At 62.3% G+C, this 22007-nt stretch carries 20 protein-coding genes and 1 riboswitch; of the genes, 11 read left to right on the top strand and 9 right to left on the bottom strand.

The features are described 5' to 3' along the window. Window positions 1-369 precede the first annotated feature (369 nt). Both X742_RS166515 and X742_RS166520 read right to left on the bottom strand, forming a co-directional pair. Window positions 370-1743, bottom strand: a complete 1374-nt coding sequence (locus X742_RS166515) for a PleD family two-component system response regulator (RefSeq protein ID WP_023770055.1) — start codon at window positions 1741-1743, stop codon at window positions 370-372. A gap of 33 nt (window positions 1744-1776) precedes the next feature. Continuing rightward, the gene (locus X742_RS166520; protein ID WP_006334976.1) at window positions 1777-2148 is read right to left on the bottom strand and encodes a response regulator; all 372 of its coding nucleotides are present in this window, start codon (window positions 2146-2148) and stop codon (window positions 1777-1779) included. Between the two features lie 246 nt (window positions 2149-2394). Between X742_RS166520 and X742_RS166525 the strand changes: the two genes are divergently transcribed. Both X742_RS166525 and X742_RS166530 read left to right on the top strand, forming a co-directional pair. Further along, window positions 2395-2694 carry a DUF3572 domain-containing protein gene (locus X742_RS166525; protein ID WP_023770054.1) on the top strand — a complete coding sequence of 100 codons (300 nt, stop codon included), beginning with the start codon at window positions 2395-2397 and terminating at the stop codon, window positions 2692-2694. Beyond that, window positions 2691-3344 carry a hypothetical protein gene (locus X742_RS166530; RefSeq protein ID WP_023770053.1) on the top strand — a complete coding sequence of 218 codons (654 nt, stop codon included), beginning with the start codon at window positions 2691-2693 and terminating at the stop codon, window positions 3342-3344. Before X742_RS166525 ends, X742_RS166530 begins: the two co-directional genes overlap by 4 nt. A 73-nt stretch (window positions 3345-3417) precedes the next feature. Here X742_RS166530 and X742_RS166535 read toward each other — a convergent pair whose 3' ends face one another. Both X742_RS166535 and X742_RS166540 read right to left on the bottom strand, forming a co-directional pair. Continuing rightward, window positions 3418-4992, bottom strand: coding sequence for a hypothetical protein (locus X742_RS166535; protein ID WP_245275478.1), 1575 nt, complete (start codon window positions 4990-4992; stop codon window positions 3418-3420). Between the two features lie 93 nt (window positions 4993-5085). Continuing rightward, window positions 5086-5673 (bottom strand): GNAT family N-acetyltransferase, encoded by a 588-nt coding sequence (locus tag X742_RS166540; protein WP_023770051.1) that lies wholly within the window; start codon window positions 5671-5673, stop codon window positions 5086-5088. 65 nt (window positions 5674-5738) lie between these two features. Here X742_RS166540 and X742_RS166545 point away from each other — a divergent pair, with 65 nt between their 5' ends. Further along, complete coding sequence (locus X742_RS166545) at window positions 5739-7067, top strand: DNA polymerase IV (RefSeq protein ID WP_023770050.1); 1329 nt, start codon at window positions 5739-5741, stop codon at window positions 7065-7067. Window positions 7068-7073: 6 nt separating this feature from the next. On the opposite strand, the gene X742_RS166550 is transcribed toward X742_RS166545, so the two are convergent. Beyond that, on the bottom strand, window positions 7074-7580 hold the full coding sequence (locus tag X742_RS166550) for a hypothetical protein (protein ID WP_023770049.1): 507 nt from the start codon (window positions 7578-7580) through the stop codon (window positions 7074-7076). Window positions 7581-7771: 191 nt separating this feature from the next. On the opposite strand from X742_RS166550, the gene X742_RS166555 reads away from it, so the two are divergent. Further along, entirely contained in the window at window positions 7772-8653 is an 882-nt protein-coding gene (locus X742_RS166555) for a DMT family transporter (RefSeq protein WP_023770048.1), read from the top strand. A gap of 9 nt (window positions 8654-8662) precedes the next feature. Here X742_RS166555 and X742_RS166560 read toward each other — a convergent pair whose 3' ends face one another. The 3 genes from X742_RS166560 to X742_RS166570 form a co-directional block, all read right to left on the bottom strand. Further along, entirely contained in the window at window positions 8663-9466 is an 804-nt protein-coding gene (locus X742_RS166560) for an ion channel (RefSeq protein ID WP_023770047.1), read from the bottom strand. 55 nt (window positions 9467-9521) lie between these two features. Then, window positions 9522-13049 carry a DNA polymerase III subunit alpha gene (gene dnaE, locus X742_RS166565; RefSeq protein WP_023770046.1) on the bottom strand — a complete coding sequence of 1176 codons (3528 nt, stop codon included), beginning with the start codon at window positions 13047-13049 and terminating at the stop codon, window positions 9522-9524. Between the two features lie 107 nt (window positions 13050-13156). After that, window positions 13157-15169 (bottom strand): acetyl/propionyl/methylcrotonyl-CoA carboxylase subunit alpha, encoded by a 2013-nt coding sequence (locus tag X742_RS166570; protein ID WP_023770045.1) that lies wholly within the window; start codon window positions 15167-15169, stop codon window positions 13157-13159. Between the two features lie 252 nt (window positions 15170-15421). Between X742_RS166570 and X742_RS166575 the strand changes: the two genes are divergently transcribed. The 7 genes from X742_RS166575 to X742_RS166605 all read left to right on the top strand — a co-directional run bounded on the left by X742_RS166575 (window position 15422) and on the right by X742_RS166605 (window position 20635). After that, complete coding sequence (locus X742_RS166575; protein ID WP_023770044.1) at window positions 15422-16549, top strand: S-(hydroxymethyl)glutathione dehydrogenase/class III alcohol dehydrogenase; 1128 nt, start codon at window positions 15422-15424, stop codon at window positions 16547-16549. 67 nt (window positions 16550-16616) lie between these two features. Continuing rightward, the gene (gene gfa / locus X742_RS166580; RefSeq protein WP_023770043.1) at window positions 16617-17186 is read left to right on the top strand and encodes an S-(hydroxymethyl)glutathione synthase; all 570 of its coding nucleotides are present in this window, start codon (window positions 16617-16619) and stop codon (window positions 17184-17186) included. A gap of 64 nt (window positions 17187-17250) precedes the next feature. Further along, window positions 17251-17718, top strand: coding sequence for a YaiI/YqxD family protein (locus X742_RS166585; RefSeq protein ID WP_023770042.1), 468 nt, complete (start codon window positions 17251-17253; stop codon window positions 17716-17718). 30 nt (window positions 17719-17748) lie between these two features. Continuing rightward, complete coding sequence (locus X742_RS166590) at window positions 17749-18426, top strand: DUF1345 domain-containing protein (RefSeq protein ID WP_023770041.1); 678 nt, start codon at window positions 17749-17751, stop codon at window positions 18424-18426. A gap of 97 nt (window positions 18427-18523) precedes the next feature. Next, window positions 18524-19405 (top strand): cytochrome b/b6 domain-containing protein, encoded by an 882-nt coding sequence (locus tag X742_RS166595; RefSeq protein WP_023770040.1) that lies wholly within the window; start codon window positions 18524-18526, stop codon window positions 19403-19405. A gap of 1 nt (window position 19406) precedes the next feature. Next, entirely contained in the window at window positions 19407-20198 is a 792-nt protein-coding gene (locus X742_RS166600) for a molybdopterin-binding protein (RefSeq protein ID WP_023770039.1), read from the top strand. After that, entirely contained in the window at window positions 20198-20635 is a 438-nt protein-coding gene (locus tag X742_RS166605) for a GNAT family N-acetyltransferase (RefSeq protein ID WP_023770038.1), read from the top strand. The genes X742_RS166600 and X742_RS166605 overlap by 1 nt, the downstream gene beginning before the upstream one ends. Here the strand turns inward: X742_RS166605 and X742_RS166610 are convergent. Beyond that, complete coding sequence (locus tag X742_RS166610; protein ID WP_023770037.1) at window positions 20632-21633, bottom strand: hypothetical protein; 1002 nt, start codon at window positions 21631-21633, stop codon at window positions 20632-20634. The two genes, X742_RS166605 and X742_RS166610, sit on opposite strands and share 4 nt — an antisense overlap. A gap of 172 nt (window positions 21634-21805) precedes the next feature. Further along, window positions 21806-21892: riboswitch (glycine riboswitch) on the top strand. Window positions 21893-22007 lie beyond the last annotated feature (115 nt).

Genomic DNA, 22007 nt, shown 5'->3' with positions numbered 1-22007 from the left:
GACCTTTTCAATCCAGAAAGCGGGACCCTGCCGCAAAAAAGCCCCGGCACTTCCGGGGCTTGATGCCGATTCCTGATGTCATATCGGATGAAGGGGGCCGGTCGGCGTTTGGCAGCGGTACGAGGAGGCCACTATGTGCCAGCGCCGGCCGGCCGACCCCACGGACCCAGGAGATGCGGCGGACCTGAGCATCATGGGGTATTCGAGGATCGAGCCGGCTGTCTACCTCGTGCCGGCTTCTTCTTGGACTTCACATTTGCGCAAGAGCTTATGAAAATCAACAGTTTCTTAACCAAGGCTCGTGAATCGCTTGGATTAAGGTAAATGGGTAACCCTGTTGGGGTTGACCGGATAATCGGGCCCGGACCGTCAGGCTGCCTTGGCAACGACGCGGTTGCGGCCGCCGCTCTTGGCTTCGTAGAGCGCGAGATCGGCGCGCTTCATCAGCGCCGCAACCGTATCCACGCCCTTCAGCACCGATGACACGCCAACGCTGACGGTGACCTCGATCGTCTTGCCCTCGGCTCCGATGGCGAACGGCATCTGGGCGATTTCGGCACGAATGCGTTCGGCCACCCTCTCGGCCACTGCGCCGTCCGTATCGGGCATCACCACCACGAACTCCTCGCCGCCGAACCGGCAGGCAAGGTCGATACCCCGGACGTTTTTGCGCAGCCGCCGCGCGAATTCGCGCAGCACCTCGTCGCCGCCGTCATGCCCATGCGCATCATTGATGGACTTGAAGCGGTCGAGATCGGTGATCATCACCGACAGGGGCCGTCGCCGCGCCACGGCGCGGTCGAACAGCGTCTGCAAATGGCTGTCTAGATAGCGGCGATTGTGCAGCCCGGTCAGGCCGTCGGTCACGGCCATTTCGATGGTCTGGGTGATGCTGGCGCGCAATTGGTCATTGTAGCGCTTGCGGCGCACCTGGGTGCGCAGTCGCGCCGTCAGTTCCTGCTGGTCGATCGGCCGCATCAGATAATCGTTGATGCCCAGTTCGAGCCCTCGGATGATGCGCTCCTCCTCGCCCTCCTCCGCCAGCAGGATGATCGGCACGAAACGGGTGCGGTCGAGGGAGCGCAGTTGCGAGCAGAGCCTGAGCGGGTCGAAATCAGCGAAGGCCGTCGAGATCATCACGCATTCATAGGGCGTCTCCGCGGCCTGGAAGAATCCGGCATGCGGATCGCCGGTGACGTCGAGGTCGGCTCGGTCGCGCAGCATCTTCTGGAGGCGCTCGACCGACGATTTGCGCTCGTCGATCAAAAGTACCTTCGGCGTCGTGTCCTCGGACGCGAAATTGCGGCTCAAAAGTTCTTCGATGCCGATGTTGCGCGTGGTCGAGGCGCGCAGCCGAAGCTCGTCGGTCAGTGACTTCAGTCGCACCAAGCTCTTGACGCGCGTCATCAGCTGCAAGTCGTTGACCGGCTTGGTCAGGAAATCGTCGGCGCCGGCCTCGAGCCCGCGCACGCGGTCGGTGACTTGGTCGAGCGCGGTGATCATCACCACCGGAATGTGCGACGTCGCCGGATCGCTCTTCAATCGCCGGCAGACCTCGAACCCGTCCATGTCGGGCATCATTACGTCGAGCAGCACGACATCGACCTTGCCGTTCTCGCAGGTCTCGATCGCATCGGACCCATTGGTGGCGGTCAGAACCTCGAAATACTCGGCCAGCAGCCGGACTTCCAGCAGCCTCACATTGGCAGGGATGTCGTCGACGACGAGGATCCGTGCAGTCATTTCACAACGCTCCGGCTCGGCTGGAAGGGTACATCAGGCATCGCCCAGATAAGATTTGATGGTTTCGATGAAACGCGGCACCGAGATCGGCTTCGAAATATACGCCTCGCAGCCGCCTTGGCGGATGCGTTCCTCATCGCCCTTCATCGCAAAGGCAGTCACCGCAATCACCGGGATGACGTGAAGATCGTCGTCCTCTTTCAGCCATTTGGTCACCTCCAGTCCCGACACTTCGGGCAGTTGGATGTCCATCAGGATGAGGTCCGGCCGGTGCTGGCGCGCCAGATCGAGCGCCTCCAGACCGTTTCGGGTGCGCACCGTCTCGTAACCGCTTGCTTCGATGAGGTCCCGAAAGAGCTTCATATTGAGCTCATTGTCCTCGACGATCATGACCTTCTTAGGCATCGACATCCCGTCCCGACCGTCCTCCGCCGGAGGTGGCCGTCATGCGCTCTTTCCTTGAACGCACCAAACCCTGCTTCACTATACGGCAATATCATTGACGAAACGGAAACCCGAAGCCTGCAAAGCAGCATGAATTCCGCCTCGCCTCCCTGCGCGTCCAAAGGGCGCGCCCTACGCTAATGGCTTGCCGCAAGCAATTCTTGCCATTACTGCGGGAGAGACTCATTCCACACACCGAAGGTAGTGATGGCAAACGCAGCGTCAATGCGCGAGGAGGCGGAAACCATTGCCGTGAAGGCACTGGGCTTCGTTGCCGCCGATCCGGAGCTTTTACCGCGCTTTCTGGCGATCACGGGAATAGAGGCGCATTCGATCCGCCGGGCGGCCGGCGAGCCGGGTTTCCTGGCCGGCGTCCTGCAGTTCATTCTCGCCCACGAGCCGACCTTGATGCGCTTCGCCGAGGAAACCGGCACGCCACCAGCGGCTGTCGGCAAGGCGTTGCGCGCCTTGCCGCTTGGCGATGACAATCACGAGTATTCCACATGAGCGATGATCCCGAAACCGCGCGCCAGATCGAGGAACTGGCGGCTGACGACCGACCACTGCTGGTGCTCGACGTCGATGACGTGGTGCTCGAATTCATCCGGCCTTTCCCGCATTTTCTCAAGGCGCGCGGCTATGGCCTGACGCTGGCTTCCTTCCGGCTGACCGGCAACATTGCCGAGACAGCGAGCGGCCGCCTGATCGAACAACCCGAAGTCACCGCACTCCTGGGCGATTTCTTCGACGCGCAAGCCGATTGGCAAAGCATCACCGATGGCGCCGCGGAAGCCCTGACGGGGCTCGGAGACCGCGCGGAAATTATATTGCTGACAGCCATGCCGCACCGGCATCGTGCCGTGCGACGCGCCCATCTCGATGCACTGGGGCTAGCCTATCCGCTGCTGACCACCGAGATGGCCAAGGGACCGGCGGTAGCCAAACTGCGCGGCAAGAGCGGCAGGCCGGTGGTCTTCGTCGACGATCAGCCGGCCAATCTGGCGTCGGTGCGTGACTCGGTCGCCGACGCAAATCTTTTCCATCTGATGGCCGACAATTCGCTGCGCAGATTCCTGCCATCGGTCCCGGACGATGTCATCGTCGTCCAGGATTGGCACGAAGCCGCGCCTAAGATCGCTGGCGCGCTGGGGTTCTAATCCAGGCGTTTTGGTGCGATCCCGGACAGAAAAACGGTTCGCACTGTTCCGGAATTGCTCGAGGGCAGAACACTCAAGGATTGAGCTTCGCCCCCGCCCCGCCGTCAGCGCCGCCGCCATTATCGCTGCCGCCATTATCGCTACCGCCATTGTGTCCGCCGCTCTCATCGTCCGAGCCGTCACCGCCGTCGACGCCATCGTCCACCGCAGGGTCGGCGGGCTTCAGCATGACACCGTTGACAGTGACCGAGCCGTCGGCCTTGGTGTTGATAGCCCATTCCAGCTTGCCGTCCGGCAGCGTCTTGGCAAAACCCTTCGCCATGAGAGCGACAGGCACATACTGCCCGACCTCAGGCTCCGCCTTCGCCGCTTCCTGCAGATGCTCCATGATCTTGTCGAAGCCGGCGACATCGACAGTGAGATTTGCGTCGGGTTTCTGGCCGAAGCTTGTCATCTCACCTTCCAGTGCGATCTCCATGTCCTTGTTCTTCACGATACTGTGGCCGATGACGACCTTCGGCGTCTTGGCGAGGAAGTCGGCTTTGAGCTGGTCGCCGAACTCGGCCGGCAGCGGCGGATCCTGGTTGAGATCAAAGGCTTCGATGGCCTTCTTCGCCATGCTGTCGAGATCGATGTTGGCGCCACCGAAATTCAGGTCGATATCGGTGGGCAGCAATGCCACGCTCCAACTCGGCAAAAGCTGCTGCGGCACGGTCAACCCCGAAGCCTTGATGCCATAGCTGACCTTACCGTTCTGGGCGACGCCGTCGGAACCGAACGCTATGCCGAACTGGGTTGCTCCGAACGTGCCGATCGGGCTGTCGACCCCGAAGTCCTTGAAGCCATAGGTTCCGTCGACACGCTCCCACACCGGAAGCGCTGCAAGCAGAAGCGACTTGAGCCGCGCCTGGTTTGCCTTCAGCGTCTTCTCGTCCTCGTTGGCCACGGCAAACGCCAGAAGATCGAGCAGAGGCTTGGTCTGCACGCCCTTGCCGCTGGCCTCCACGGAAAATTCCGGCGACTTCACGGTGACGGGAAAATTCAGCCCGCTCTCGGGATCGTTGAATTTTATCGCTTCGACGAAGTTCGAAATCTTTTGCGACGTCGTGAAATCGACGCCGCCATTGGTCGCCTTGGTCGCGGAAAGCGTCACGGAGCCGGCGCCGGCGGTCACATCCATCTTTTGCTTGGCATCCTGCGACGACATCGTCATCCCGGCCATCGAACTCGTGGCGTTGGTGAAGGCCGCCAGCTTGGGGTCGTAGATGCCGTTGCCCTTGCCGTCCTTGATCGAGAACTGCGTGCTCTGCTTTCCCTGAGGGCCGTTGAATTCAAAGGAGGCGCTCTGCGAAAAATCCATCGAGACATCCCAAGACCCGTCGCTGCGCGGCTTGACCAGCAGGGCGTAGGGCGCAAAGTCGAATTTCACCAGCTTCTGGTCGGGAAAGCTGCTGGCCAGCGCCTTGAAATCAAATTCGATCTTGTAGGCGTCCCCTTCTGTCGAAACCTTCAGGATCCCCTTGTCGAGCGCCTGTTTGCCGACATAGCGCGACAGATCATCGGACAATTGCTTGGCGCCCTGACTGTCGACGGACTGGCCGAAAGCAGGCGCGCTCAGCAGGAGCGCGGTAAAGGCAATAGGCAGCATACGGTTCACGGGAATTCTCCGTTCGCTCGAAAGGCAAAAATGGTTTCGTATCTCTGGTAGGGAAATACCATCGCGACTGCAAGCCGATGACAGTCAGGCAATCGGCTTCAACACCAGCCGCATCAGCGGCCGACCGGCCTTGCGCTCCACAAGCCTTTCGAACCCGGCTGTCTCGAACACCCCCGATGACCCGACAAACAGGCCGATCGAACGCGAATCGCGGGACAGGTCGATCGGGCAGGCCTCGACGAGCCGCGCCCCGTTCCTGCGGGCGAACTCGATGCCACTTTCGACGAGGCGGTGCGTGATGCCCCTGCCGCGCGCCTTGGCGCGGATGAAAAAGCACGAGATCGCCCAAACGGCCGGATCGGACGCGTCGGTGGGATCGATCGGCGCCGAGCCCCTACCCTTGTTGTTCCATTCGGGCACGTCGGCGCGTGGCCCGATCTGCATCCAGCCGACCGCCTTGCCGTCCTCGAAAGCCAGCAGGCCGGGCGGCGGGCCGGCTTCGATGCGCGCCTTGATGTGATCCTTGTTGCGTTCACGGCTGCTCTCGCGCCGCGCGGCCGGCGCCAGCCGGAAATGCGTACACCAGCAGCCGTAGCAGGCGCCCTGCTTGCCGAAAAGGTCCTCGAATTCAGGCCAGAGCTCCGGCGCCAGCGGCACTACGGTCGTGCTCATGCGTTCTCCCCAGGCCAGGCTTGTCGCTGGCCTTGCGCTGTCGTACCATTGGTTCTGTTCTCTTTATGTTCGCAGCGATGGCGGCCCCTGTCAACAATCCCGACCACGGTTTTTGTCGTGACTGCCTGACCTTTCAGCGCAGTGAAACGGGCCGTTGCGAACGCTGCGGCAGCCCTCGTCTTGCCCGCCATCCCGAGCTTTACCGGCTGCACCTTGCCCATATCGATTGCGACGCCTTCTACGCGGCCATCGAAAAGCGCGACAACCCTGCGCTCAAGGACAAGCCGCTGATCATCGGCGGCGGCAAGCGCGGGGTCGTCTCCACCGCCTGCTACATCGCTCGCATCCGCGGCGTGCGCTCCGCCATGCCGATGTTCAAGGCGCTCGAGGCCTGCCCGGAGGCCGTCGTGATCACGCCCAACATGGAAAAGTACGTGGCCGTCGGCCGCGAGGTACGCGCCATGATGCAGGCGTTGACACCGCTGGTCGAGCCGCTGTCGATCGATGAGGCCTTCCTCGATCTTGCCGGCACCGAGCGCCTGCACGGACTGCCACCGGCCGTGGTGCTGGCGCGCTTTTCGCTGGCGGTGGAGAAGGAGATCGGCATCACCGTTTCATCAGGCCTGTCCTATTGCAAATTCCTCGCCAAGATAGCGTCCGATTTCCGCAAACCGCGCGGCTTTTCCGTTATCGGCGAGGCGGAGGCGGTCGGCTTTCTGGCCACGCAGCCGGTGACCATGATCTGGGGCGTCGGCAAGGCGTTCAACGCCACGCTGGAACAGGATGGCATCCGCACCATCGGCCAGCTCCAGAAGATGGAGCGTGGCGACCTGATGCGCCGCTATGGGGTGATGGGCGAACGACTCTACCGGCTTTCGCGCGGTGAGGATGTCCGCCGCGTCGACCCCGACCAGGACGCCAAGAGCGTATCGGCCGAAACCACTTTCGACACCGATATCGCCTCACTGGACGAGCTTGTCTCGGTGCTGAGGGGCCTTTCGGAAAAAGTCTCGGCGAGGCTGAAGAAATCAGGTATCGCCGGGCGCACCGTGGTGCTGAAGCTGAAGACCCAGGATTTCAGGCTGCGCACGCGCAACCGTCAGCTCGGCGACCCGACCCGGCTCGCCGACCGCATCTTTTCGACCGGCGTGGAACTTCTTCGCAAGGAGACCGACGGAACGAAATTCCGATTGCTCGGCATCGGCGTCAGCGACCTCTCCGACGACGACAAGGCCGATCCGCCGGATTTGGTCGATCTGCAGTCGCGCAAGCGCGCCATGGCCGAAGGTGCCATCGATGCGCTACGCGACAAGTTCGGCCGCAAGGCGGTGCAAACCGGCTACACCTTCGGCAAGGGCCGCGACGCCCATCCGCCGGAGCCGCTGGAAGATTGAACCCGATCAGCTGCGTCGAAGATCGATGCGGCTGGTCACCACGCTCTTACCGGTCTTGGGATCGCGGTCGACCACGGTCAAGACAATGCCGTCCGCACCGTTTTTCTGCACGGTAAGCTGCGCGGCGCGGTCGCCATTGACCTCCTTGGCCCAGCGGATGGCAAGGTTTATCGCATTGCCGGAACGGTTTCCGTTCAACTGCGCCGGTCCGGTGCGCGATCCCACATAGACACCGCTGTATTTGGCGCCGCTGGTCTTCAGGCGAGCACTGATGGCGCGTGTCACCAGGATCAGGCCGCGGCAATTGCCGTCGAGGGACAGCGAAGACGATGTCGCATTCGATTTGAACGTACAGGAAACGCTGACTGTTGGCGCCTGCGTCGTCACCTGAACGGTTCCCTTGCCGGCGAAATTGCCCTTGAAGGATTGGAGAAATTTGCTCTCGTCCGCATGCGCGGCAGTGGCCGCGACGGCCAGGCACCCGGCAAGCACAAACCGCGTGAGTAATGTCATCGAAGGTCTCCTTGTGACGGGTGGAACGGCGATCGGTGATGCTCAGGCGGACATCGCGACTCAACGCGGCTTGCCATGTCAGGTTCCGCCCGCGACAGGGCCGTTTTGCAACGTCGCGTCGATATCCCTGGCCCAGTCAAATGCGGCGGCTAGTGGTTGCGGCAAAAACCCCGGCTTGCGAGATAACTGACATGGCACCTACCCCCTCGATCCCCAAGGCCGCTTTCTGGATGGCGCTGTCGATCGCCTCGTTCCTGGCGATGTCGGTCGCCGGGCGCGCCACGACCGCCGAGCTCAACGTCTTCCAGGTGCTGGAACTGCGTTCCGTCATCGGGCTCTTCATTCTGCTGCCGCTGGTGATGATGAGCGGCGGCTTCGCGGCGATGCGCACGCAGCGTCCCACCGCTCATATCGCCAGAAACGTCATCCACTATACCGGGCAGGCGGCATGGCTCTACGCATTGACCTTGATTCCGTTGGCCGTGCTGATTTCGATCGAATTCACCACACCGATCTGGACGGCGATCCTGGCGGCGACCTTTCTTGGTGAAAGGCTGTCCCGGCCAAAGCTTGCCGCGATCGTGCTGGGCCTGATCGGGGTGGTGATCATCGTTCGCCCCGGTGTGGGCTCGATCGATCCTGGCCATCTCATCGTACTCGGCGCCGCGGTTTGCTTCGGGATCTCGGTGGTCCTGGTCAAGTCGCTGACGCGGACGGACAGCGTCGTGCGCATCATCTTCTGGATGCTGATCATCCAGTCCGTGGTCGGCCTCGTTCCAGCCCTTTACGAGTGGCGCAACCCGCCGCTGGAACTGTGGCCATGGATCGTGCTGATTGCCTTCACCGGCATGTCGTCGCATTTCTGCATGGCCCGTGCGCTTGGCCATGCCGACGCCACCGTCATTTCGCCGATGGATTTCCTGCGTGTACCGTTGTCGGCGCTCATCGGCTGGCTGCTTTACAGCGAGCAGATCGACGCCTTCACCGCTGGCGGTGCATTGCTGATCCTGACGGGCAATCTGCTCAACTTGCAGCGCAAGGCAGTCAAGCCGGCAGAGGTCGCGGCGTCGTAGCGTTGCCGGTCAGTTCCCTTCGTCTGGAATGTTGAGCACGTGTCCGCACGCCTTGCAGTGTACTGCGTCCGGCTCATGACGCTGCAACCCGCATTGCGGGCAGGGAAAGAACACCTTGGCCGGCCGAAAGATCGCCTGCGCCAGCCTCACGAACAGCGATATGCCGATGATCATGGTGACGATCGCCGTCAGCTTGCCGACTATGCCCGGCAGCACGATGTCGCCGAAGCCTGTGGTCGTCACGGTCGCGACGGTGAAGTAAAGCGCGTCGATGTAGTTTTCCAGTCCGGCTCCGTCGCGAAAAAAGAACGTGTAGACGAAGCCCGTGATGACAAAGAGAAAGGTCAAAAGGCTGATGACCGCTTGGCTTGCCTCGCGCCAGGGCCGCAGACCGCGCATCTCGAAATGCCGCCAGATCGAACCGCTGCGCGACAGCGACCATAGCCGCAGGATGCGCAGAAAGCCGAGGCTCGCGAGAGCCGTCGGCATCAGCAGCGTCAGAAGGATGAAGGCATCCACCCATAGGGTCGGCTGCTTCATCAGGCGCTGCATGTCCTTGGAGGCGAGCAGCCTGGCAATCAGATCGAAGGCGACGAGAGCCGCCACGGCATAGTCCAGCCACAAAAACGAGGCCGACTGCTGGATGACCGGGGTGGCGATGAAAAAGCCGATGATGGCGAGGTCGATGATGACAGCCACCAGTTGAAACCGGAACGCGGCCGGCGAGCGTCCGTGATAGAGCCTGCGCAGCCTGTCGCGTAATCGCGCCGTCGCGGAAAGGTCCTGCGATGGGCGCCTCTCCTTGGCCTTCATGCTGGCATGAGCAGCCGGTGCTGGCCCGCGGATAGCCGCCTGTCAAGCGCGCGGATCACACCAGTTCCACTTCAATCACGCCCGGCACGGCGCGCATCGCCGAGGCGATCTGTGGCGAGACGCGATAGCCGCCTTGCAGAGCGATCTCGACCTCGCCCTGCGCCTCTTCCTTGATCACGATGATGCTCACCTGGCTTTCACCCCGCTGCGTGAGCTGGGATTGGATCATCGAGGCAGGTCCATCGTTCCTGACGAAAATGCGCAGCGCCTTCTGGATGCGGCTTGCCTCGTCTTCCAGCGATTGCACCGAGTTGATGCGCAGGTTGACGCCCTCGGGCCTGTCCTCCGCCGCGACCGTGATGACAACCGAGCGGCCGGCCTCGAGGAGGTCACGGTACTGCGCCAGCCCTTCCGAAAACAGCACCGCCTCGTACTGGCCGGAGGTGTCGGAAAAGGCCACCACGCCCATCTTGTTGCCGGTGCGCGTCTTGCGCTCCTGCTTGCTGGTAACAGTGCCGGCAAGCCGGCCGGCGGAAGCGCCGCGCTTGACGGCGGCGGAGAACTCCGCCCAGTTCTGCACCCGCATCTTCTGCAGCGCCGCCTTGTACTCGTCGAGCGGATGCGCCGAGAGATAGAAGCCGACGACCTGGAATTCACGGTGCAGCCGGTCGGCGGCGAGCCACGGATCGGTCGCCGGCAGATTGAGCGCCTGGGACTGTGCGCCGAGCGAGGCGCCGAAGATGTCGGCCTGACCCGAAACGGCGTTCTGCTGGGCGAGCGACGCCAGCCCCATCATCCGTTCGACGCCAGCCAACATCTGGGCGCGGTCGTGGCCGAAGCAGTCGAGCGCGCCGGCCATTATCAGGCTTTCGAAAACCCGTTTGCCGACGATCTTCGGGTCGACCCTTTCACAGAAATCGGCCAGGCTCTTGAACGGCTTTTCGCCGCGAACGGCGACGATGTGCTCCACCGCGGCATCGCCGACGCCCTTCAGCGCGGCCATCGAATAATAGATCCGGTTCTCGCCGACCTCGAAGGCACGGAAACTCGTCATGACCGACGGCGCCAGGACTTCGATGCCGAGGCGCAGCGCATCCTGGCGGAAGTCGGCGAGCTTGTCGGTGTTGCCCATGTCTAGCGTCATCGACGCCGCCAGGAACTCGACCGGATAATGCGCCTTCAGATAGGCGGTCTGGTAGGAGACGACAGCGTAGGCAGCGGCATGAGACTTGTTGAAACCGTAGTCGGCGAACTTTGCCAGCAGGTCGAAAATGAAGTCGGCTTGCGGCTTTGCGACGCCGCGCTCGACCGCGCCGGAGACAAAGCGTTCGCGCTGCTTGTCCATCTCGGCGCGGATTTTCTTGCCCATGGCGCGGCGCAGAAGGTCGGCTTCGCCAAGCGAATAGCCTGACAGCTCCTGCGCGATCTGCATCACCTGTTCCTGGTAGACGATGACGCCTTGCGTCTCCTTCACGAGATGATCGATCTTGGGATGGATCGAGGCCATCTCCTCCTCGCCATGCTTTCTGGCGTTGTAGGTCGGGATGTTCTCCATCGGTCCCGGCCGGTAGAGGGCAACCAGCGCGATGATGTCCTCGATGCAGTCGGGCCGCATGCCGATCAGCGCCTTGCGCATGCCGGCACTTTCCACCTGGAACACGCCAACCACCTCGCCGCGCGACAGCATTGCGTAGGTCTCGGGATCGTCGAGCGGGATGGTCGCCAGATCGATATCGATGCCGCGCCGGCGGATCAACTTGACGGCCGTCTCCAGCACCGTCAGCGTCTTCAGGCCGAGGAAGTCGAACTTCACCAACCCTGCCTGCTCGACATATTTCATGTTGAACTGGGTGACAGGCATGTCCGAACGCGGATCGCGGTACATCGGCACCAGTTCCGACAAAGGTCTGTCGCCGATGACGATGCCGGCGGCGTGCGTCGAGGCGTGGCGGTAGAGGCCCTCCAGCTTCTGCGCCATGTCGAGCAGCGTCTGGACGATCGGCTCCTTCTCGGCCTCCTCGGCAAAGCGCGGCTCGTTGGCGATGGCATCGGCGAGCTTGACCGGATTGGCCGGATTCTGCGGCACCATTTTCGAGAGTTTGTCGACCTGGCCATAGGGCATCTGCAGCACACGGCCGACGTCGCGCAGCACGGCGCGCGCCTGCAGCGTACCGAAAGTGATGATCTGGCCGACCTGGTCGCGGCCGTATTTCTGCTGGACGTAGCGGATCACCTCTTCCCGGCGGTCCTGGCAGAAATCGATGTCGAAATCGGGCATCGACACGCGGTCCGGATTGAGGAAGCGTTCGAACAGCAGCGAGAAACGCAGCGGATCGATGTCGGTGATGGTGGTCGAATAGGCAACCAGCGAACCAGCGCCCGAACCACGCCCCGGGCCGACCGGAATGCCTTGCGCCTTGGCCCATTTGATGAAATCGGCAACGATCAGGAAGTAGCCGGGGAATTTCATCTTTTCGATGATGCCAAGCTCGAATTCGAGCCTCTCACGATACTGCTCGACCGTGTAGCCCGGCGTCGGTCCGTGCAGGGCGAGCCGCGCATCGAGCCCCTCGCGCGCCTGACGGGCCAGTTCCTCGGCCTCGGCCTTTTCGGCGGCGTCCTTGTCGGAGGCATCTCCGCCCGTGAAACGCGGCAGGATCGGACTGCGGGTTTTTGGATAGTAGGAGCAGCGCAGCGCGATCTCGACAGTGTTGTCGATGGCTTCAGGCAGGTCGGCGAACAATCTCGCCATATCGGCCTGACTGCGCAGGAAATTGTCCGGCGACAGCCGGCGGCGGGTGTCGACGGCGACAACCGACCCCTCGGCGATGGCGATCAACGCATCATGCGCCTCATACTCGTCGCGCGATGAGAAGAAAGCTTCGTTGGTGGCAACCAGCGGCAATTCATGGGCATAGGCGAGATCGATCGAGGATCTCTCGATCATCCGGTCGTAGCCCGAAACCCGGTCCAGTTCGACATAGAGGCGGTCGCCAAACATCGCCTTGAGCGTCAGCAGGCGCACTTCGGCAAGATCGCGGCGATCTTCCTTCAGGGCCATGCCGATCGGGCCGCGCGGCCCGCCACTAAGACAAATCAGGCCGTCACATTGGCCGTCCATCATTTCGGTGGTCAGGTGCACCGCTTCGCCGGGCGGTGTTTCGAGATAAACGCGGCTGACCAGTCTGACGAGGTTGGAATAGCCGGTTTCCGTGGCCGCGATCAGCACGACCGGCCGCATATCGGGACCTTGCCGACGGCGGTCACGCTGGCCGTCGCTGTTTTCGCCGGAAAAGGCGAGTGCGATCTGGCAGCCGATGATCGGCTGGATGCCGTCCTTCACCGCCTTCTGGGCGAACTCCAAGGCGCCAAACAAATTGTTGGTGTCGGTCACCGCGATTGCTGGCGCTTCGTCCTTGATGGCATGGCCTACAATCTTGCCGAGTTGCAGAGCGCCTTCCAGCAGCGAATAGGCCGAGTGCACGCGAAGATGGACGAACGGCCGCGCCGGCGCCTCCGGCCGCGCGGCCGCGATCGCGGCCTCGCGCTTCAGGGGATCGCGTGGAAGTCTCTCATCCGCCATGGTTTCTCGCGCTGTCCGTAAGGCTTGAGTCGATGGAGATGTATTGTCCGGGACCGGACGATGCCAGTCCAGCACAAACGACTACCGACCCACAGGCTTCCAGCCGTTCAGGCGAATTCCATGATCACCGCGTCGACGGCCAGGCTGTCGCCCGGCTTGGCGTTGAGTTTCGAGACGACGAGGTCGCGCTCGGCGCGCAGAACGTTTTCCATCTTCATCGCCTCGACCACGGCCAGCGTCTCGCCCGCCTTGACCTCCTGGCCTTCGGCGACAGCGATCGACACGACGAGGCCCGGCATCGGGCAAAGCAGCAGCTTCGACGTGTCCGGCGCTATTTTCTCCGGCATCAGCCGTTCCAATTCGGCGGTGCGCGGCAGCATGGCGCGCGCGGTCACCGACATGCCTTTCCAGGCGATGCGGAGGCCATTGGCGACAGGACGAATCTGGGCGGCAACCCTGCGCTTGCCGACCGTGCCGCGCCAGATCAGATCGCCAGGCCGCCAATCGGACGAAATGGTCAGCGCCTTGCCGCCATCTATGGACAGGTCCATTTCCATCGGGATGGAAATCATGCCTTCGAGGATCGACACCGACAAATACTCTTCGCCAATCTTCAACACCCAGTCGCGCTTGAGCGCTCCCGAATGCGGCGCCAGCCGCCCGCCCAACCGGTCGAGACGATCGCGGCGCAGCAGTTCCACCGCGGTCGCGATCGATGCCAGCACGGCTTTTTCATCGCTGTTCGGCACGACGGGGGCAAAACCGCCGGGATATTCCTCCGCGATGAAGCCAGTCGATATCGCCCCTTCCCGCCAGCGTGGATGCTGCATCAACGCCGCCAGGAACGGGATGTTGTGCTCGATGCCGTCGACGACAAAGCTGTCCAGCGCTTCCGACATGGCGTCGATGGCCTCGAGCCGCGTCGGCGCCCAGGTGCACAGCTTGGCCAGCATCGGATCGTAGAACATGGAAATTTCGGAGCCTTCGGTGACGCCGGTGTCGTTGCGGATGACCACGTCGCCGAAGCGGCCTTCCTCCGGCGGCCGATAACGTGTCAGCCGGCCGATCGACGGCAGGAAATTGCGATAGGGATCCTCGGCGTAAAGCCGGCTTTCCACGGCCCAGCCGTTCAGTTTGATGTCGCCCTGCTTGAAGGCGAGCTTTTCGCCGGCGGCGACGCGGATCATCTGCTCGACCAGATCGACCCCGGTGACGAGTTCGGTCACCGGATGCTCGACCTGCAATCGTGTGTTCATTTCAAGGAAATAGAAGTTCTTGTCCTTGTCGACGATGAACTCGACGGTGCCGGCGCTCTGGTAGTCGACAGCCCTGGCCAACGCCACCGACTGCTCGCCCATCGCCTTGCGCGTCTTGGCATCGAGGAAGGGCGATGGCGCCTCTTCCGCCACCTTCTGGTTGCGGCGCTGGATCGAGCATTCGCGTTCGCCAAGATAGAGCGCGTTGCCATGCCCGTCGGCCAGCACCTGTATTTCGATGTGACGCGGATCGACCACGAACTTTTCGATGAAGACACGGTCGTCGCCGAACGAACTCTTGGCTTCCGAGCGCGCTCGGTCGAATCCGTCGCGTACTTCCGACTGGTCCCAGGCGATGCGCATGCCTTTGCCGCCGCCACCGGCCGAGGCCTTGATCATCACGGGATAGCCGATCTCGCCGGCGATCTTTTCGGCATGATCGGCATTCTCGATGACGCCGAGCCAACCCGGAACCGTCGAAACCTCGGCGGCGTTGGCGAATTTTTTCGACTCGATCTTGTCGCCCATCGCCTTGATCGCCTTGGGTTTCGGCCCGATGAAGACGATGCCTTCCGCTTCCAGGGCTTCACAGAACGCGGCTCGCTCGGACAGGAAGCCATAGCCGGGGTGCACGGCCTGAGCGCCCGTCGCCTTGCAGGCCGTGATGATCTTTTCAGGAACGAGGTAGCTCTGCGCGGCCGGCGACGGCCCGATATGCACCGCCTCGTCGGCCATTTCGACATGCACGGCATCGCGATCGGCGTCGGAATAGACAGCAACCGTGGCAATGCCCATCTTGCGCGCCGTCCTGATGACGCGGCAGGCGATCTCGCCACGATTGGCGATCAGGATCTTGGTGAACATGCGGGCAGAATTCCCCTCCGGCGGATGGTTCAGTTCTATGGACTAAGTCGCCAGGTCTCAAGTGCCGCGGTGGACGACATGACGAGCGTTCCTTGCCGGCGCTCTATCGCACTGCCCTGCCGAGCCGGGCTGGTTGTCGAGCGGTGTGCTATCTGCGTCAAGAAAGCCAAGATTTCGTCTCATCTGAGAGTTGATGAGCAGCCCAAAACCTGAAACCTTGGGCTCAAAAATCGCCTTTGGAGGAATTGCCCGATGAAAACCCGCGCCGCTGTCGCTGTCGCCGCCGGAAAGCCGTTGGAGATCATGGAGGTCGACCTCGAGGGACCGCGCGATGGCGAGGTGCTGGTCGAGATCAAGGCGACCGGCATCTGCCACACCGACGAATTCACACTGTCGGGCGCCGATCCGGAAGGCCTGTTTCCGGCCATTCTCGGCCATGAAGGCGCCGGCGTGGTGGTCGATGTCGGCAAGGGCGTCACCTCGGTCAAGAAGGGCGACCATGTCATCCCGCTCTATACGCCCGAATGCCGTCAGTGCCCGTCGTGTTTGTCGAGGAAGACAAATCTGTGCACGGCCATCCGCGCCACCCAGGGCCAAGGGTTGATGCCGGACGGCTCGTCGCGCTTCTCGATCGGCAAGGACAAGATCTTCCACTACATGGGCTGCTCGACCTTCTCCAACTTCACCGTGCTGCCGGAGATCGCGGTGGCCAAGGTTAACCCCGACGCCCCCTTCGACAAGATCTGCTACATCGGCTGCGGCGTCACCACCGGCATTGGTGCGGTCATCAACACCGCCAAGGTCGAGCAAGGCGCGACATCGGTGGTCTTCGGCCTCGGCGGCATCGGCCTCAACGTCATCCAGGGCCTGAAGCTTGCCGGCGCCGACATGATCATCGGTGTCGATCTGAACAACGACAAGAAGGAGTGGGGCGAGCGATTCGGAATGACGCATTTCGTCAATCCGAAGGAGATCGACGGCGACATCGTGCCCCACCTCGTCAACATGACCAAGCGCGGCGCCGACCAGATCGGCGGCGCCGACTATACATTCGATTGCACCGGCAACACCAAGGTCATGCGCCAGGCGCTGGAAGCCTCGCATCGCGGTTGGGGCAAGTCGGTCGTCATCGGCGTCGCCGGCGCCGGCCAGGAGATCTCGACCAGGCCGTTCCAGCTGGTCACCGGCCGCAGCTGGATGGGCACCGCCTTCGGCGGCGCGCGCGGCCGCACCGATGTGCCGAAGATCGTCGACTGGTATATGGACGGCAAGATCCAGATCGACCCGATGATCACCCACACGCTGAAGCTCGAGGACATCAACAAGGGATTCGACCTCATGCATGAGGGCAAGTCGATCCGCAGTGTCGTGGTTTACTAAAGACAGCCACACGCCGCCGGCCATCCGGCCGGCGACCCCTGTGGTGAAACATGGGAGGAGAGAAAAAATGGCGGAGAAACTGCATCCGAAGATCGACAATGGGCTGCCCAGGGAAAGCGCCAGCTTTGCCGGCGGCACGCTGGTCTGCGCCTGCACCAGCAAGCCGGTCAAGGTGAAGGTCAAGGGCCAGATCGCCCACAACCACGCCTGCGGCTGCACCAAATGCTGGAAGCCAGAAGGTGCTGTATTCTCGGTGGTTGCGGTCGCCGGCACCGGCGATGTCACCGTCACCGAGAACGGCGACAAGCTCAAGGTGATCGACCCCTCGGCGCTGATCCAGCGTCATGCCTGCACCCAATGCGGGGTCCACATGCACGGGCCGGTCGAGCGCGACCATCCGTTCAAGGGCCTGTCCTTCATTCATCCCGAGCGCTTCGAGGAAGACGGCTGGTCGCCGCCGGGCTTCACCGCCTTCGTGTCCTCGATCATCGAATCGGGTGTCGATCCGAGCCGCATGGACGGCATTCGCGGCAGGCTGAGGACAATCGGGCTGGAGCCCTACGACTGCCTCAATCCGGGCCTGATGGACTACATCGCCACCTGGACGGCGAAGAAGTCCGGCGCCCTGCCGGCCTGATGGCCATGAGATTTCAGGCGGGGGCCGGATATGTTTCCGGCCCCCGCTCGTTTCCGGAGAGACAATGCCCGCACCCGCCATCTACGTCGACGCCGACGCCTGCCCGGTCAAGGCGGAGGTAGAAAAGGTCGCCGAGCGCCATGGCGTCGTCGTCACTTATGTCTCCAATGGCGGTCTGCGCCCCTCCCGCGACCCGATGATCCGCAATGTCGTGGTCTCCAAGAGCGCCGATGCCGCCGACGACTGGATCGTCGAGAACACCAAGCCCAACGACATCGTGGTGACGGCGGACATTCCGCTCGCCGCCCGCGCTGTGGCGCTCGGCGCGCATGTGCTGGGACCGACCGGACGTCCTTTCACGCCCGAGACGATCGGCATGGCGGTGGCGATGCGGGACCTCAAGCAGCATCTGCGCGAAACCGGCGAGAGCAAGGGCTACAATGCCAGCTTCGCGCCGCAGGATCGTTCCCGGTTCCTGGGTGAACTCGACCGCATCTTGCGGCGCGCGCTGAAATCCGCCACACCGGGCTAGCAACAAAGCGCCATCCAGGTGGAGACCGCCATGGCCGCCGAAACCCCGATTAAGAAACCGATGCAGCGCCACATGCTGTTCGCGGTGTCGGCATGTATCGGTGCGTTTGCGCTGCTTTTGGCGTTGCTGCTGCACGCCCCACTCGCCTATTCGATCGGCGCCAACATATTTTTTGCCGCTTACGTCCTTCTTGTAGTCAGCCAGATGCCCAAATTCACCGGCAAGTACCTGAGCAAGAATGCACGCGCCACCGATCAGCCGGTGCTGGTGATCTTCGCGGTCACGCTCGTTGTCGTCGGCATTGCACTTGTCTCCCTGTTCCTGCTGATCAATCGCAAGGATGGGGATCACCCGATCGAACTCGGCTTCGCACTGCTGTCGATCCCGCTCGGCTGGTTCACCATCCACGCCATGGCAGCGCTCCACTATGCCCATGTCTACTGGATGGACGGCGACGCGGTCGACACCGGCACCAATAAGAAGATCCCGGTCGGCGGTCTGCTGTTCCCGGGCGACAAACGCCCCGAGGGTTGGGATTTCCTCTATTTCTCGACCGTCATCGGCATGACGGCGCAGACCGCCGACACCAACATCTCGACGACGCACATGCGATGTGTCGTGCTTGTGCACTCGGTCCTGTCGTTCTTCTTCAACACGGTTATCGTCGCCGCCGCCGTCAATCTCGCCGTCAGCCTGGGCGGTCCGTAATAAATCCGTGATCGCATGAAACATCGGTTTGGATCGCGACGTATCAAGAGGACAATGAACTCTTAGGACAAGCCGCAAGGCCGGGAGACCAGACAAGATGGAATCGGTTGCCAGAAGCCAATCCGAAATTGGACCGGGCGCCCCCGCGTCAAAAGAGAAAACATTGATCTACCGGCAGTCGCGCTGGACGCGGCTGACACACTGGCTCTGGGCCATCTCGTTGTTTTTCATGCTGCTGTCCGGCCTGCAGATCTTCAATGCCCGCCCGCAACTCTACATCGGCAAGCAATCCGGCTTCGACTACAACAACACCATTTTCGCCATAGGCGCCGAAAACACCAATGCCGGGCCGCGCGGCTACACCGAAATCTTCGGGCACCGCTTCGACACGACAGGCGTCCTCGGCTGGTCGGGCCCGGCCGGCAACGAGACGGCGCGCGGTTTCCCGTCCTGGGCGACGATCCCGTCCTACTATGACCTCGGTACCGCCCGCGTGATCCATTTCTTCTTCGCCTGGATATTGACGACGACCTTGATCGTCTGGCTCGTCGCCAGCCTGATCAACGGCCACATACGCCGCGACCTGGCGCCGCGCCTGGATGACCTCAGACGCTTGCCACGGGACATCGCCAACCACGCCAGGCTTAAATTCCACCACACGCGCGAATACAACACGCTGCAGAAGATGGCCTATGGCGGCGTGCTGTTCGTGCTCTTGCCGCTGATGATCATCACCGGCCTCGCCATGTCGCCGAGCATGAATTCGGTGCTGCCCTTCCTCAATGAATTGACCGGTGGCCGGCAGACGGCACGCACCATCCATTTCACCGTCATGCTGCTGCTGGTCGCCTTCTTCGTCATTCACATCCTGATGATCCTCGCCGCCGGCCCGATCAACGAACTGCGCTCGATAATCACCGGCTGGTACCGCACCGATCCTCCCGTTCATGACGACAAAACGTCACAGAGGAGTGCCTGAGATGGCGAAATTTGAGATAAGCCGCCGAAAATTCCTCACCGCCGCCAGCCTCGGCGCTTCCGGCATCATGCTGTCTGGCTGCGACGCCTTCGACAGCCAGCTCAGCATCGGCAGCGGCCTACGCAGCTTCCTCGAAAACGCCAATGGCCTGACCCACAAGGCACAACGGTTGCTCGGCGGCGGCAATTCGCTGGCGCCGGAATTCACCGAGGCTGATATCCGTCAGCCAATGCGGCCGAACGGCGTGACCGCGCCGGACGACGACGCTTACAAGGCCCTGCTCACCAACAACTTCGCCGAATGGCGCCTGGAAGTGTCAGGCCTCGTGGAAAAGCCGCTGTCGCTCACCCGCGAGCAGCTCATGAACATGCCGAGCCGCACCCAGATCACCCGCCACGACTGCGTCGAAGGCTGGAGCTGCATCGCCAAATGGACGGGCACGCCGCTGGCGCTGCTGCTCGACCAGGCGGTGGTCAAGCCACAGGCGCGCTATGTCATGTTCCATTGCCTCGACACGATCGACCGCAGCCTGTCAGGCGACATCAAATATTACGGCACGATCGACCTAATCGATGCTCGCCATCCGCAAACGATCCTTGCCTACGGCCTGAACGGCAAGCCGCTGCCGGTCGAGAACGGCGCGCCGCTGCGTGTCCGCGTGGAGCGCCAGCTCGGCTACAAAATGCCGAAATATCTCTACAAGATCGAACTGGTCGACGGCTTCGCCACTATCGGTGGCGGCCGGGGCGGCTATTGGGAAGACAACGGCTATGACTGGTATGGCGGGATTTGATGGTCCCTCGCATACGGGCCGAGCACGATTTGTCCCCCATGGAATTGAGTTCGCTCGAGGAGCGTCTCCACCGCGATAACCGACGTATGACGGACCGCGACGATGACCGAGGGCTGGCCTTTGTCATCCGCGATGGTGCGGGACACGCAGTCGGAGTAGCCGCCGGCTATTCCTGGGCGGGCACGTCCGAACTGACCTTGATGTGGATTGCCGAGGCTCACCGAGGTCGCGGCTACGCAAGGCAGTTGCTCGACGCCTTTGTCGCGGAGGCCGCCGATCGCGGCGTCAGGAAAATCTGGGTCTCCAGCCACGACTTCCAGACACCAGGCCTTTATGAAAAGGCTGGCTTCGAGCGCATGGCCGAATTCTCGGGATGGCCCGAAGGCCATTCCAATATCATTCTTTGCAGAACGATAGCAGCGGACGGCGGGGCTTAGGCAACCTTGTCGAGCAACGGCTTCAGCGCCGGATGAATTTCCGGCGAGGCATGCTTGATCAGGGTCAGCAGTGCGCGCTCATTTTCGTACAAGGGCCGGTTCACCCCCATATGTCCGACCAGCCACTTTGCCTCACCGGCATCGATCGTCTCGGCACGGCGGGCCAGCGCCTCGGTGGCTCTGTTCTTGGCTTCCCATTCGGTCTCTATGTCGTCAGGAGAGCGGTAGGCCTCGATGATACCGGCAAGACCACCGGAGATCATGCGGCTGAAGAAGCCGCCGATTTCCGGATCGGCGTGATCGAGGAACGTTTCCTGGCGCAGCGCCACCTCGCGGGTGGGCGCCTCATAACCGGCCGAGCACATGACAAAATTGGCGATCGCCTTGACGAACAGGTCGTTCCAGGACGGATCATTATTGGCCTGGGCGGTCCGCTCGTTGATCCTGAACAGCACCTCGGCCTCGGCCTGGGTGATGGCGATGTTGCCGTCGCCACCATGGGCATGGAGGATGCGGCGCAAAAGCTCGACTTCGGCCCTGGCGATCAGTCCGGGCACCAGAGCGCCGCCGAGCATCAGCGCTCCCTTACCGTCGACGACGGCGTGGGCGACCTGCTCCAGCGCGTAGACGCAAAGCCGGCTCGGCGAGGATTTCGCCTCTTCCAGCACATGGACCAGCAATTCGAGTTCGGTCCGGCTGTCGACCATGCCGTCGCGCGAAATCGTGCGGACCAGCCAGTCGGCATTCTCCCCCGAAATGTAGCCCAAGGGCTTTTCCTGATGGACGATGTAGTCGGTGACCGCCTCGACGAAGAACGGCGCCCATTCAGCGCATTTGTCCCGCGCCGTCTGGTCGAGCGCGAACAAGGCCTCGGCTTCGCCCCGGCTCACCACGCCGTCGGCGAACACGTCGCGGCGCAGCATCACGACATCCTCTGAAGCAATGCGGTTCTTCGAAGTCAGCCCCGCCACCGGAGCACTCATGATCAACTCGCCCATCTGTCGTCCCCGCCCCCCAACGCGTCACGTCGGTCAGCTTTATCAGGAGTGTCTTGAAAAACCGGCAAACGGCGTGGTTAGCGAAGACTTGTCAGAACAATGTCGCTGGGAGGTGACAAGGTGTCGTCGACGGGCTATGGATGGCGCGTCGAGGGCTCAGGGTTTTGAGTCCTACCTGTTTGCGGGAGAGAGCAGCGAGAGCTGCCGCCGAAGGGGAAATCGCCCGAAATCTCTCAGGCAAAAGAACCGTAGACGGGAAAGACACTCTGGAAAGTCGGGGCTTGCCCCCGCGCCGAAGGTGTAAGCGCCGCTGACAGAGTTCCGGCTGCGCGAGTCTCTCAGGCTTCAGACAGAGGGGCACGGACTGGTCGCCA

It is taken from the genome of Mesorhizobium sp. LNHC229A00 (assembly GCF_000502415.1).
GTDB lineage: Bacteria > Pseudomonadota > Alphaproteobacteria > Rhizobiales > Rhizobiaceae > Mesorhizobium.
This window is presented reverse-complemented; position numbering and strand designations above follow the sequence as displayed.